The sequence below is a fragment of the Halobacillus sp. Marseille-P3879 genome (assembly GCF_900240285.1).
Taxonomy (GTDB): domain Bacteria; phylum Bacillota; class Bacilli; order Bacillales; family Halobacillaceae; genus Halobacillus_A.
The window spans coordinates 470,956-484,534 of sequence record NZ_OESS01000001.1 but is presented as its reverse complement, the minus strand read 5'-3'; the positions used below and the strand labels follow the sequence as shown (position 1 = coordinate 484,534).

Annotated in this window: 13 protein-coding genes; 4 read left to right on the top strand and 9 right to left on the bottom strand. The window is 40.9% G+C overall.

The window, feature by feature from the left end; all coding sequences use genetic code 11:
- Nucleotides 1-155: 155 nt before the first annotated feature.
- From C1A12_RS02450 to C1A12_RS02425, 6 genes are all read right to left on the bottom strand, one after another.
- Nucleotides 156-788, bottom strand: a complete 633-nt coding sequence (locus C1A12_RS02450) for a response regulator transcription factor (RefSeq protein WP_101842261.1) — start codon at nt 786-788, stop codon at nt 156-158.
- Nucleotides 785-1,828: a sensor histidine kinase gene (locus C1A12_RS02445; RefSeq protein ID WP_101842260.1), complete on the bottom strand. Its 1,044-nt coding sequence runs from the start codon at nt 1,826-1,828 to the stop codon at nt 785-787. Before C1A12_RS02445 ends, C1A12_RS02450 begins: the two co-directional genes overlap by 4 nt.
- Nucleotides 1,825-2,541: a cell wall-active antibiotics response protein LiaF gene (gene liaF / locus C1A12_RS02440; protein ID WP_101842259.1), complete on the bottom strand. Its 717-nt coding sequence runs from the start codon at nt 2,539-2,541 to the stop codon at nt 1,825-1,827. The genes C1A12_RS02445 and liaF overlap by 4 nt, the downstream gene beginning before the upstream one ends.
- A 76-nt stretch (nt 2,542-2,617) precedes the next feature.
- Nucleotides 2,618-3,262, bottom strand: a complete 645-nt coding sequence (locus C1A12_RS02435) for a PspA/IM30 family protein (RefSeq protein WP_101842258.1) — start codon at nt 3,260-3,262, stop codon at nt 2,618-2,620.
- Nucleotides 3,263-3,276: 14 nt separating this feature from the next.
- Entirely contained in the window at nt 3,277-3,630 is a 354-nt protein-coding gene (locus C1A12_RS02430) for a flagellar basal body rod protein (protein WP_101842257.1), read from the bottom strand.
- Nucleotides 3,631-3,866: 236 nt separating this feature from the next.
- Complete coding sequence (locus C1A12_RS02425; RefSeq protein ID WP_101842256.1) at nt 3,867-4,967, bottom strand: Xaa-Pro peptidase family protein; 1,101 nt, start codon at nt 4,965-4,967, stop codon at nt 3,867-3,869.
- 163 nt (nt 4,968-5,130) lie between these two features.
- Here C1A12_RS02425 and C1A12_RS02420 point away from each other — a divergent pair, with 163 nt between their 5' ends.
- Nucleotides 5,131-5,529: a hypothetical protein gene (locus tag C1A12_RS02420; RefSeq protein ID WP_101843259.1), complete on the top strand. Its 399-nt coding sequence runs from the start codon at nt 5,131-5,133 to the stop codon at nt 5,527-5,529.
- Nucleotides 5,530-5,566: 37 nt separating this feature from the next.
- Here C1A12_RS02420 and C1A12_RS02415 read toward each other — a convergent pair whose 3' ends face one another.
- From C1A12_RS02415 to C1A12_RS02405, 3 genes are all read right to left on the bottom strand, one after another.
- A complete protein-coding gene (locus C1A12_RS02415) occupies nt 5,567-6,622 on the bottom strand; it encodes a sorbosone dehydrogenase family protein (protein WP_101842255.1) in 1,056 nt (351 codons plus the stop codon).
- Nucleotides 6,623-6,717: 95 nt separating this feature from the next.
- Complete coding sequence (locus C1A12_RS02410; RefSeq protein WP_101843258.1) at nt 6,718-7,971, bottom strand: OFA family MFS transporter; 1,254 nt, start codon at nt 7,969-7,971, stop codon at nt 6,718-6,720.
- Between the two features lie 460 nt (nt 7,972-8,431).
- Nucleotides 8,432-10,690: an ATP-dependent DNA helicase gene (locus C1A12_RS02405; RefSeq protein ID WP_101842254.1), complete on the bottom strand. Its 2,259-nt coding sequence runs from the start codon at nt 10,688-10,690 to the stop codon at nt 8,432-8,434.
- A 231-nt stretch (nt 10,691-10,921) separates the two neighbouring features.
- Here C1A12_RS02405 and C1A12_RS02400 point away from each other — a divergent pair, with 231 nt between their 5' ends.
- From C1A12_RS02400 to cysK, 3 genes are all read left to right on the top strand, one after another.
- Nucleotides 10,922-11,854: an SGNH/GDSL hydrolase family protein gene (locus tag C1A12_RS02400; RefSeq protein WP_101842253.1), complete on the top strand. Its 933-nt coding sequence runs from the start codon at nt 10,922-10,924 to the stop codon at nt 11,852-11,854.
- A 19-nt stretch (nt 11,855-11,873) separates the two neighbouring features.
- Complete coding sequence (locus tag C1A12_RS02395) at nt 11,874-12,527, top strand: YpmS family protein (RefSeq protein ID WP_101842252.1); 654 nt, start codon at nt 11,874-11,876, stop codon at nt 12,525-12,527.
- Nucleotides 12,528-12,621: 94 nt separating this feature from the next.
- Entirely contained in the window at nt 12,622-13,551 is a 930-nt protein-coding gene (gene cysK / locus C1A12_RS02390) for a cysteine synthase A (RefSeq protein ID WP_101842251.1), read from the top strand.
- The last annotated feature ends 28 nt before the right edge of the window (nt 13,552-13,579 follow it).

Below are 13,579 nucleotides of genomic sequence, written 5' to 3'. Positions count from 1 at the left end.
GGCAGTAGTACATAAATAGTTTAGATTCCAAGAAAATGGTATTCGTGAATGAAGCATAACGGAGACCACTTTTTATATTTTTGCAGGCTGATTTAGGTTTCACTCGAATGGCGAATGACTTCTTCACTCCCGGAAAGCATCCAGCCATGATTTCCTTATTCAATTAAATCATGTTTGAAAGCATATATAACTGCCTGAGTACGATCCTGGACATCTAACTTTCCTAAAACATTGCTTACGTGAACTTTTACGGTTTTAAGCGCAATGTATAGTTCGTTCGAGATTTCCTGATTCGTTTTCCCCTCTGCCATTAGCATTAAAATTTCTTTTTCCCGGGCTGTCAACTGTTCGTGAAGGGGGGTGTTTTGAGGTGTGCGCATTTTATTCATGATCTTACCTGTTACTTCCGGTTCCAGAATCGACTGCCCTTTATAGGTTTCACGAATGGCTTTTGCAATTTCTTCAGCTTTCGACGTTTTCAGCATATAACTCGTGGCTCCGGCTTCAAGAGCAGGATATACCTTTTCATCATCAAGAAAACTTGTCACAATGATAATCTTTGCTTCATCCCACTGCTCAACAATCTGCTTGGTAGCTTCTATTCCATCCATTTCTTTCATAACGAGATCCATTAATATGATGTCCGGTCGGTGTTTTAATGCTAATTCAACCGCTTCTGCCCCATCATCAGCCTCTGCGATGACATCGATATCGTCCTGAGACGAAAGATAAGCAGATACGCCAATCCGCACCATTTCATGATCATCAGCAAAAAGTACTTTGATCAATTTATTTCCTCTCCTTTAGTTAAAATAGGAACCTTCACCTCAAGTCTCGTACCCTCACCCTCGAGACTTATTACTTTGAGTGTACCTCCAATTTCAATCGCTCTTTCCTTCATGTTCTGCAATCCATACGAACTCGTTTTGGAATCTTCGATGTCGAAACCTACACCGTCATCCACCACGCGAAGTATAATATGAAGATCTCGTTCGATCAGCATAACATGGAGAGCATCTGCTTTGGCGTGGCGAAGGGTGTTGGATACAGCTTCTTGAAGAATTCGGAACAATTGATCTTCAATTCCCTTATCAAGAGAAAGCGGCTCCACTGTCCAATCCACTTTCATAGGTACCTTTTGCGTAAGCTCGGCCAGCAGTTCTTCCGACCCTTCTGATAACGATTTTCCTTTTAATGCTACAGGTCGTAAATGAAGCAGAAGTGCTCTCATTTCGAGCTGAGATTGATGAATCATATTTTCGACCATAGCCAGCTGCTGTTTAAGCTCGGCTTCTTCTTCCAATGAACGGTTTTCATTGACCGCAGACATGAGCATAGACGCTGCGAAAAGCTGCTGACTAACTGAATCATGCAGCTCTCTCGCTAATCGGTTTCTTTCTTGAATAACGACTTCCTGCAGGCTCTTCTCTCTTTCCTGAGCGCGTTCCGAAGCAAGGCGCTGAGCCATTTCTGCCTGAGATGAAAATTTATCCTCGATTTTCTTCATTTTTTCTTCAATAATAGAAAGCTCTTTATGCTGTTCAAATTCATATAGTAACGATTGACCTTTTGAAATCTCTTCCAGCTGATGCTCAATATAATTCATTTTCCGCCGTGTAAACCAAGCCTGACCTCCGCCAATAAACAAGCCTATCGATACAGCGAGTAGAAAGACAAACACGACATAAGGCAGATCAATCACCTTCGTTGTCCACAGTTCGCCCCAGTTTTGCAGTGGAAATGCGATCAATGTCATACTCAAAATCACACAAGCTAATATTACACACATAAGCACACTTATGGTCAGCTGTCTTTTCCACGTGCTCATATTCTCTTCACCTCAATATTTCCAGAACCAATTGAGGTCACAATTTTCACTCGAGGTTTACGAGTTGAATAATTCGGTGTTTGATAACTAATCGTCTGATTCATCAACTTTGTATTTCTATATTGAAAAATGGTGGCCCGTCCTAATACTGCACTGTGTTGAACGGAGACTTCCACTTCGTAAGGAACATAAATATAGAGACTGCCCACAAAATGCCTGATGGAAATAACAGCTTCATCATTCGGCAGTACCGTATTGCTTAAATCCACAATCCGTTCTCCAAACCCTCCATGGATATTAATGTCATACCATTTATACGCACGATCGGGGGTGGCTTCATTTCCAAAGAATTTCTGCTTGAGAACCGGCTCGCTGCTGTTGAGTTCCACATCCTCAAAAACCACAGGTTCGATACGCGCAGGGTCATCTTTGGAACGGTAATAATGGAGGATCAGCATAACTAGAGCAGCAACGATCAGAAACCGAACAGCCATCATATTAATCACCGTAATGAATAAGCTGGCAGCCCCAATCCAGAAGATAATCTTTGCCCAAAGTCTGTTGTATCTTCTCCACCCTAAATAAATAAGAACGCTTGAGAACGCCACCGAAAAAATCAACCCGCCATTGAAGAAAACAACTTCCATAACGAGGAGAACCGCTCCAATCAGCAGTATAATGTTAACGGTATCTGTAGACATTCTTTTCAGCATAGCGATTCCCCCCTTTTAGCCGGTTTTTTTATTATGTAAAAAGGCGCAGTTCTCTGCGCCTCCTATCATATCATGATTATGATTGAGCTGGAATATTCTCCTTATCCTTCATATCCTTCTCCAACTGCGCCACCTTACTGTCAAACGTATTTCGGTAATAGGAGCTGTTCACTTTGTATTCCAAATCTTCAATATAACGGTCCATTTCTGAAAACCTTGAATAAGGCTTGTCCGCTGTATCTTCAATCACCTGATTCATTCGATGATGAGCCCTTGCAATATTCTCTCTCCCCATCAGATCCATGCGCTTAAGATGCATGTCTTTCAACTTGTGTTTCATTTCTTCATACTTTTGTTCCAGTACTTCCAGCTGTTCCATAGCTTCTAAGCGGGATTGTTTTAGACGTTCAGCCCTGGCTTCATATTCCTGCTGTTCTTTAACAGCAAATTCCACCATCGCCTCCTCGCCGGCATTTTGTGCAATTTCAGCTTGATGTTTCCTTTTCCCGGCCATATCCTCTGCACGCTGATACTCCCTCGCAAATTCGTCCTTTAAACGATACTGACGTTCGACAAGCTTACGTACTTTTTCTGTTTCTTTTTCACTTTCCCTTAAATACTGATTCAACATTGCGATCGGATTTTTCTTCTCCTTTTGATCCAATGCATCATGAAAATCAGCAGAAATGGTGTCTTTTAAACGTGTAAATAAGTTAGCCATTGTTGATCTCTCCTTTAAGAATTGTGTAATTCAGACCATTGTTTTTCGAAGTTCGTAAATGGATCATTCGAAGCCGTTACTGGCGCAGACTCACCTTTACTGCTTGTCCAGTTTTTAGCGATTAAATAAATACCATAAGCTGCAGCCAGACCGATAACAGCATAAATATTAGAAACCGCTACACTTAATATAATTAGCCCGACAATGATCCAGCCAATTTTTGCTGCTGTGGAATCGCTCTTCATAAACTGCTTACACACAATATAAAGCAGCCAGACACTCACTCCCAACAGGATCATCGGTCCCAGATTCGCAAGTAAAACAGCAAGCGCCACAAGGCCAGCTAGAAACAACAAGAATTTCTTCATCTTCACGTTTCCCTCCTTCTCAATAACTTACCTTCATCATACCGACAAAACCTGCCAACCATAATGAGCCAGAGATATATCTTTCACTAAGACCAGAGGCTTACATGTGTATATTGTGTAATTGTGTGGTACCAGGTACAGAAATATTGTTCATGTGTACCCGGTACCAAGAAAAAAAAGAAAAAAACTGAAAAATGGGTAAAAAAACCTGCAGCCGACTGGGCTGCAGGTTTGTCTTATTCGATAATTTTTAACTCAGTCGGGGTTTGGGTGAGGGTTTCATAACCGGTTTTTGTCACGAGCACGTCTTCTTCCAGTCGTACACCGCCGACTTGCGGGTCATAAATTCCCGGCTCAATGGTATAAGTCATCCCTTCTTTTAAAACCCCATCGTTTAAATGGCTCATCGAAGGAAATTCATGAACATTGATGCCTAATCCATGCCCAATCCGGTGAGGGAAAAGGTCTCCATAACCAGCTTCTTCAATTACATCTCTAGCGGCCTGATCGAGATCGCCGATTCGAGTTCCTGGTTTGCTTAAAGTCAGAGAAGCCTGCAATGCTTCGCGGACAGTTTCATACATTTTTCGCTGATCATCTGATATGGATTGAAAAGCAAATGTTCTTGTAATGTCGGACGTATAGCCCTTCCACACCACCCCAAGATCAAATAAAACAAAATCTCCTCGTTTGAGCTTCCTCTCCCCTGGATTCCCATGAGGCTGTCCCGATTTTTCTCCAAATAAAACCATTGTAGAAAAAGACATTTGAGCTACACCTTTTTTCTTCAGCTGAAATTCAATGTCAGCTAACACTTCCATTTCAGTAACCCCTTCTTTTAAAGCGTGCATACCAGCTTCTACTCCAGAATCAGCCAGTTCAGCAGCTTCACGCATTATGCTTATTTCACGTTCATCCTTTATCACTCTCATTTCATTTAACTCGCCTTCTACATCAATGACTTCCGGCTGTTTAAATAAATGAAGTAAAGATTCACTACGCCCATACGTAAGGATTTGCTTCTCAATTCCTGCTCTCCCAACTGTGGAAATCCCTCTGCTTCTTAAGCTGGCTTTCATTAAATCCCACGGATCTTCATGATCAGCGTATCCAATGACCTCAAATTCCCATCCTGAATCTTTAAGCTGGCCCGCTTCCATTCCAGGCAAAACAACAAGAGGGTCAGAGTCGGGAAACACCATCAGCCCTAATAACCGTTCATGAGGATCAGTGAGAAATCCAGTTAGGTAAAACACATTTTCCGGTGAATTAATAAACGCCGCGTCAATCGAGTGATGCTTTAAGTATGTAGAAAACCTTTCCAATCTGTTAAACATAGTCTCTCCCCTTCCTTCTTTCCATTATCATATAGTAAAAATATGACCATTCCAACCGAACAGGAAATATGAACCTTTTCCGACATTTTGCATACATCATTACTTTTTTAAGGGGACTTTCTGTATAATGACGGAAGAAACTAATTGTTACGGAGGTCATTCGATGGATCGAACTCGATTTTTTGTCAGAGTTTCAGCAATTTACGCGTTGATCGGAGCTTTTATGGGCTCACATATGGCTGGAGGCGGCGGCTATCAACTAAGCGCTGTCCACGCGCATATTCTAGTAGTAGGTTGGCTCTCATTATTTTCGTTTGCTATTTTTTATAAAGTTTTCTCCATACCAAAGACTTCAAAGCTTGCTTCTTTTCACGTTTGGAGCTCTTTTTTCGGAGTATTTGGTTTAACTGTCGGCATGTGGCTTTACTTCACACAGCCTTTTGGAGGATTAGGTGTCTTTAACACAATCTTCTTTATAGTAGGTGGTACAATATTGCTGTTCGCCTTTATTAGCTTTACGATTTTAGTTTTTGTACAAGGAAAATATATCTCTGAAACGTAACAACAAGAGCAGGGCTTATGACTGGCCCTGCTCTTATTTATGGTTTATAACGCATTAACTTGTCATCCTCTTCACCTGGATTGCCTCGTCCATCCGTATTATTAGTAATAAAATACAGCTCTTCATTTATGACTTCTACATCACGTATCCTTCCAAAGTCTTCGGTAACGGGCTCGGGATTATTCCCGTCCAAATCCAGCTTCATTAAACCCTCTCCCCTTAAGGCCGCTGCATATATATGCTCATTCGTCACTACCAGCCCTGAAGGCGCCCACGTGCTATTTCCTGTTTGATAAAAGGGGGTTTCCATGCCGTTGCGGGATTCATCGCCTACGATTTCAGGCCATCCATAATTATGACCGGCTTCGATCTTATTTATTTCATCATGGTTGGTAGGTCCATGCTCTGCCGCATATAAATTCTCATCTTGATCCCAATCCATACCCTGAGGATTGCGATGCCCATAGCTGTAAACATAAGAGTTCTCAAATGGATTATCTTCCGGAATTTTCCCTTCCATATCCATTCTTAGAATTTTGCCGGCTAAGCTGTCTTCGTCCTGAGCAAGAGACTCATCCTGCGCGTCTCCTGTTGTCACGTACAAATACTGGTCCGGCCCAATTTCTATTCTTCCTCCGTTATGAAAATTACTCCCGGGAATATCATCAAGAAGACTTAGCTCCTCGTGCCATTCTTCTCCATTATATTTTAACTGTACAACTCTGTTTTTTATTTCTCCTGCTTCTTCATAAGTATGGTAGGCATAAGCCAATTGATTGTTTTCAAAGTCAGGGTCCAGCTTTAATCCAAGAAGGCCACCTTCACCGATTTGAGAAATTTCCTTGTCGGTAACCACCGGTTGTCTTTGGATTTGATTATCACTTGAGACTCGGGCAATAGTACCTTCGCGTTCACTTATATAGATCAATTCATCATCTTCTTCAATATCCCAGGGAGCTTCTAACTCTGAAGCCACCTCAATCATCCCCCTATTCGAATTCGGAACTTCACCTTCTTCGTCAGGCTGGGACCTATCTTCATTTGTTTGACACGCCGCTAGCAATAATAAGCACATCCATCCTAATCTCCTCATTTCCGAAGCCTCCACTTATTCATGTTACCTCTATTGTACAAGTTTATTGAGTGCCAAACAAAAACCGGCCCCAGAAGGACCAGTTCAAGATTCCATTATGCATTTTCACTGCCAGGCTGTGATTGGGACATTTTCTTTTGTTTCTTTCGAATATCGACCTTAGTTAAAATGGCAACAATCAAGGCCACGATGAACAACATTCCAAAGTAAATCATGCTGTTCGCATAGCTGCCAGTCATATCATTCATAATAGCTGCAAACTGAGGTCCCGCCAAACCAGCTGCTGCCCATGCAGTAAGTATATACCCATGAATAGCTCCCAGCTCTTTTGTTCCGAACAAGTCTCCTATAAATGCAGGCAGTGTAGCAAAGCCGCCACCGTAACATGTATAAATCACTCCGAAAAAGATAACGAAAAGAGTGACTGACGTGGTAACAGGAAGCAGCATAAACAACGGGATTTGTAACACAAAAAAGATAATATAAGTGTTAGACCTTCCTAAATAATCTGAGGCAGAAGCCCAGCCAATGCGGCCGAGCCCATTAAAAACTCCCATAACACCTACGAGAGTGGCTGCCGCGGCAGTTCCCATACCCACCGTATTTTCCGCGAGAGGTTTAGCAGCTGAGATTACCGCAATTCCGCACGTAATATTTATAAAAAGCATAATCCATAAATAATAGAAACGTATCGTTTTCAGCGATTCTTTTGCACGTAAATTCGCCAGATCCTGTGATTTCACATCTGTTTTTTCGTCAGGGTTATACCCTTTTGGCGTCCACCCTTCAGGAGGTCGGGAAAGGTATAAGGAAGACAATATCATTATCGCAAAATAACTAACCCCTAATACAAAGAAAGTCATTGCGATTCCCACAGATCCAATTAACCAGTCCATCACCGGACTCGCAACGGCGGCCGCAAATCCAAAACCCATGATCGCCATACCTGTCGCAAGCCCCCTGCGGTCCGGAAACCATTTTACTAAAGTCGAAACTGGGGCAATATATCCAACTCCAAGTCCAATTCCTCCTAATACTCCATAAAAGAAATATAATGCCCATAAGGATTCTAATTGAACAGCAAAGCCTGAACCAAACACTCCGATACCAAAGAAAACTGCTGCTGTAATTCCAGCTACACGCGGTCCATATTTCTCAACAAACCACCCTAAGAAAGCTGCCGATAACCCTAAAAACAGAATGGCTATACTAAATGTCATTTGCACTTCTTGTGAGGACCATCCAAATTCCTCACCCAATGGACCGGTAAAATTACTCCACGCATATACAGAGCCAATTGAAATATGTATTCCAACAGCTCCTAATGCGATGAGCCACCTATTTTTTATTTTTTCGTCTGCCATATGCTATCCTCCTATATTTTTTGACTATTCCGTTAAAACATTACCTAAAATATATGACGTAAAACTCTAATTTCTCTAACCATTCCATATACCAAAAAACGAGGCTGATCCATAAGTCCAACAATGACAGCAAAAAACGAACAATGAAAGCTGAAAAATATAAAGGCAGACCATTAGCTTAGTCAAAATGCTTAAGACGCCTTCGGGAACAACGCGATACGAAGCCCCCGAAGGAAAGCGCTCTTTGCTTTTTCAAGGGGGCTGAGACTGTACTCTCGAAAAAGTGACTAAACGGAGCGATGGTAAAACCCTTTCTTGACACGTAAATAATCCGAACTGATTTCAACAAAATCGTTCGGATTATTTTATGATTTATTCAGTTTTGTCCAAATCTCGTTTATTGCAACTTTTCGACATAATTAAATTTTATTTCCCAGGAAATTATTTATTTCTCAATCGTAAATTGCTGCCACTCTTCCGGCAGAAGCTGTTGATAAGTTTGGTGGAGAAATCTGTCGTCGATCAATTGGATAACTCCATGGTCCTTTTCTGACCTGATTAATCTTCCACCGGCCTGAAGCACCTTATTCATGCCAGGGTAAACATAAGCATATTTGTAGCCATTTTTCCCAAGTGAGGTAAAATAATCTTTTATCAGTTCTTTTTCAAAGCTGCGAGGAGCTAACCCAATCCCGATGACAGCTACTCCATTTAAACGGTCTCCTCTCAAATCGACACCTTCTGAAAAGACGCCGCCAAGTACAGCAAAACCAACTAAAGATCCACCCGGAATAAATTGTGCCAGAAAATCATCTCTTCTTTCTTCCGTCATCCCGAATTCCTGAACTGCAGTATCAACGTCTGAATAAATACGAAACGCTTGATAAACCATGTTCATATACTGGTATGAAGGGAAGAAAAACAAATGGTTACCTTCTTGATTTTTAACTTGATTGTGCAATAAAGACGCAAGTTTCTCGGCATTTTGTTCCCTGTCTTTAAAACGTGTCGAAAGCGGAGCAATTGTTACTTTTATTTGTTGCGCGTCATAAGGAGATGGAAGCTTAAGAATATAATCGGTCTCCTGGCCGCCCAGCATGTCTTTGTAATACCCAAATGGAGACAGAGTTGCTGAAAAGAAAACACTAGATCTAAACGATTTTGTTACTTTTCTCAGTAAATAAGAAGGATCCACACAGTATATTTTAACCCCTTCATTTGAAGTTATAATTCTATAATGACTGTCCAATAAGTCGAGTATTTTTATAAAATTTTGACTGGCGAAGTAGCAATCCAACAAATTCTCAACTTCTTCTCCTGTATGTTCTTCCCTTAAAAAAGAGTCGGCCTGGTCAATAAACCGTTCCAGGTTCTCTTCTAAACTTCCGGGAATCTCTTCGATAGTTGCTTCGAAATCACTCTTCAATACGTGCAAATCCTTACGAACAGCTTGAGCCGAACGAGACAACTTTTCATTTCGTTCTGCCCACTCTTCTTCTACTTCCCAAAAAGAATTGCGCACAATAGAGGCCGAATACATGTCCCGGGCCCGTTCTACCAGGTTATGAGCTTCATCAATTAATAAAGTTGTCCTTTTCTTATCCTCTGGCATCAGACGTTTTAAAGCAACACGAGGATCAAAGACATAATTATAGTCCCCTATGACTACATCCACCACGTCCGTTAAATCTAACGAGAACTCAAAAGGACAAACACGGTGCTTTCTTGCATATTCTTCTATTACTCTTCTTGTAATCTGGGTTTCATTCTTTGCTATATCAACTACTGCCCCATTAATTCGATCATAATAACCTTCAGCAAATTCACAATAGTCCGGTTGACAGATCGTTTCTTCTTTAAAACAAATCTTATCTTTAGCTGTTAAGGTAACAGAACACAGCTTCAATCCATTTTGTTCCATCAATTCCAAGCTTTCTTCTGCTGTCAATCTGGTAACAGTCTTCGCAGTTAAATAAAAGATCCGTTCCTGCCCTCCCTCTTCCATCGATTTAATTGCCGGAAAAAGAGTTGAGATCGTCTTGCCAATACCTGTAGGTGCCTGTGCAAACAGGTTTCTTTTTTCCTGAGAAGTTCGATACACCGCACCGGCTAAATGACGCTGACCATTTCGATAGTGAGGGAAAGGAAAGGTCAACTGAGGAATAGATTCTTCTTTTTCATTCTTTATGTGTGAGAGAACCTTGGCATACGACATGTATTCTGCTACTGTTTCTTTCATAAAGTTATCAAGTTGTGGTGCCGTAAACACATATTTAAATCGTTTCTTTTCTTTCGTTCTTTTCTGTACGTAGGTAAGCTGTACTTTTATCTCGTCTAATTCTTCATTTTTCGCATAAATATAAGCATACCCCTTCGCTTGAGCCCAATAAACCGGGTAACTTTCCTCTGTAATCTCTTCAAGTTCCAGAGCTGTTGATTTAATCTCATCAATGACGATTCCTTTATTGGTTTTTAACAGACCATCGCAGCGGCCGTGAATATAAAGTTCTATATCTTCCATCTTGTATTCTCGTTTTAAGTACACTTCACTTTCATCATCTTCTTCATACTCCTTCTGAACAGCTTGATGAATGGCCGTGCCTTCAAGCATTGAAGTGTTTGAACGAAACCGATCGTCAATGCTTCCTTTTCGATAGACATACTCCATTAAATCTCGTACAGAAATGCTGATCTTCTCCGACATAATCTACACCCCCTGACTTGTTTTCTTGCCGCTATACCGTCACCTCTAAGCCGTTTACTTCGAATGTCTATTTTATAGTTTTAAGTGCTATAATATAGGTTACAGGGATTAAATACCCAGATAAAATTGAAAAGATAAATTGGCTGTCATAAGGTATTTTTTATCCCTGATCTAGTCAAATGTCCATATACTATATAATAACTTATTAAATAATAACAGGTGTGATCATAGATGAAAAAAACTAAATGGCTCGCTCTCCTTATCTGCTCATTCATCTTTTTGATTTTAATTATATTCACATTTGTTAGTAACCCTATCGACGACAACCAAACTAATAAAGAGAATGAACCACAGAAGGAAGAAATGGAAAGTGATGAGCAGCCGAGGGAAGAACAGGAATCAGAAGAGAAAGAAACTGAGCCGGAAGATTCACCTGAAGCGGAAGGTACTGTTAGCGAAGAACTGCGCGAGGTCTTTTCCGGTGTGATCGATAGTGCACGTAACCTTTTCGTTCGTGATGATTTAGAAGTTGTAGCTATGGGAGATTCACTTACTCAAGGAGTAGGTGATGGGACAGAAAACGGCGGTTATGTAGGACTCCTTGAAGACAACATTAATGATAATGATGAAACAGCTAATTTTACAATCGACAACTTCGGCAAAAAAGGAGACCGAACAGATCAGCTGCTGACCCGTATGGAGTCTGAGGAAATTTCTTCTTCTGTTGAAGAAGCGGATTTAGTTCTTATTACGATCGGAGCCAATAATGTAGTCCAGGTCATCGAAGATAACTTTACAAGTCTCAGCTATGACGATTTTTCTCCAGCTCGTGAGAATTACCGTGAAGACCTTGATGAAATCCTAACGAGAGTAGAATCAGCAAACCCCGACGCTTCTATTTATTTAATTGGTTTGTATAACCCTTTTAATCAATATTTTGATAACATTCCTGCCCTGTCTCAAATTATGAATGAATGGAACAATGTCAGTGAAGAAGTCGTGGAAGATCATTCAAATGCTTCTTTCATCCCAATTGAAGACGTATTTGAAAATAATGAAAGTGAACTTTTATGGGAAGAAGACCACTTTCATCCGAATGAGGAAGGCTATAAACAAATGGCCGAGCGCGTGTTAGAATATATTAGAGACGAAATAGAGGAATAACACAGGTGGGAATGCACTTATGCTAAAGCGTATGTTTTTAAACAACCGTTGGAAAACGTCTTTTTTTATATTAGCCATTATTAACGTGGCCGTTATTGTATGGATACTGTCTCTTATTTTTCTCCCCAGCTCCTATACCCTCGTAAATGTGGATCGTGAAAAGCAGGATTCCGAGGCTGAATTCACTGTAGTTTCCACTAAAGAAAACTTGGAGCAGCTGGCAAATGAATATTTAAGTGAACTTTCAACTCAAACTGTATTTGATTATTCCATTTCCCTGGACAGAAACGTTACTTTATCTGGAAATATACGAGCTTTTGAGCAAACGATTCCTATTAAAGTGGAACTCACCCCGGTGGTTCAGGAGAACGGAGATTTAGTGCTTGAGCAAGAACGCATTTCATTAGGGCAGCTCCCCCTCCCTAATAAAAAAGTAATGGAGTTTGTAGCTGAAAATTATCAATTTCCTGAATGGGTGACCGTTAATCCAAATGATGAAAATATCTACGTAGCTGTTACTCAAATGGAGACCGAAAGTAATATTGATATTGAAGTCGACCGTTTTAACCTCAACGCTAATCAGCTGGCCTTTAAGATCGCCTTTCCGGAGCGATCCTTCAGCATCGCAGATTCATTGACAGATCACAACTTACTAGAAGAGAAAGCGGAATAGCAATTAACACCCCTCGTCATTAAGCAGAGTATTTCTGTGAGAATAAACCGATATGATAAAATTTTTATATAGAAATTGTAAAGGAAGTGACATCATGCGTGTCGTTGACAATATTGCTGATTTAATAGGTGATACCCCACTTGTTAAACTAAATCGTTTAGCTCCTGAAGGCGGGGCTGATATTTATTTGAAACTTGAGAAATATAATCCCAGCGGCAGTGTGAAGGATCGTGCAGCTTATAATATGATTATTCAGGCAGAGAAGGACGGCTATTTAAAAGAAGGATCCACGATTATCGAGCCCACCAGCGGGAATACAGGAATCGGGATTGCTATGAATGCTGCCGCCAGAGGTTACAAGGCGATTCTTGTTATGCCCGATACAATGACCCAGGAGCGTATTAATTTATTGAAGGCTTATGGAGCCGATATCGTCTTAACCCCCGGAGATGATAAAATGCCGGGCGCCATCTCTAAAGCAAAAGAACTTGTAGAAGAAATTGAAGGATCTTTTATGCCAATGCAGTTTGAGAATCCAGCTAATCCAGATGCTCATCGCCATACTACTGCTTCCGAGATTGTGGAAGCAATTAAGGAGTTAGGTAAGCCTCTATCCGCTTTTGTATCTACAGCAGGTACTGGAGGAACAGTAACTGGAACAGCGGAGGAGTTAAAGAAATACTATAAAGAAATGACTGTACACGTTGCTGAACCAGCCGGCTCTCCTGTACTTTCAGGTGGTAAACCAGGTAAACATAAATTAGTCGGGACAAGTCCAGGTTTTATTCCTTCCATTTTAAATCAAAATGTGTATGATGAGATTTTTCAAGTCAGTGATGAAGATGCCTATGAAATCACTCGCAGGCTGGCACGGGAAGAAGGACTTCTTCTAGGAACATCCGGTGGAGCAGCATGCTGGGCAGGAATTGAAGCTGCAAAACAGAAGAAACCTGGTGATATCGTAATAGTAATTGCTCCAGACACAGGTGAGAGATACCTTTCGGGAGACCTTTTCCGCCAATAATCATTTAAACCAAAACCGCGTGTTAACA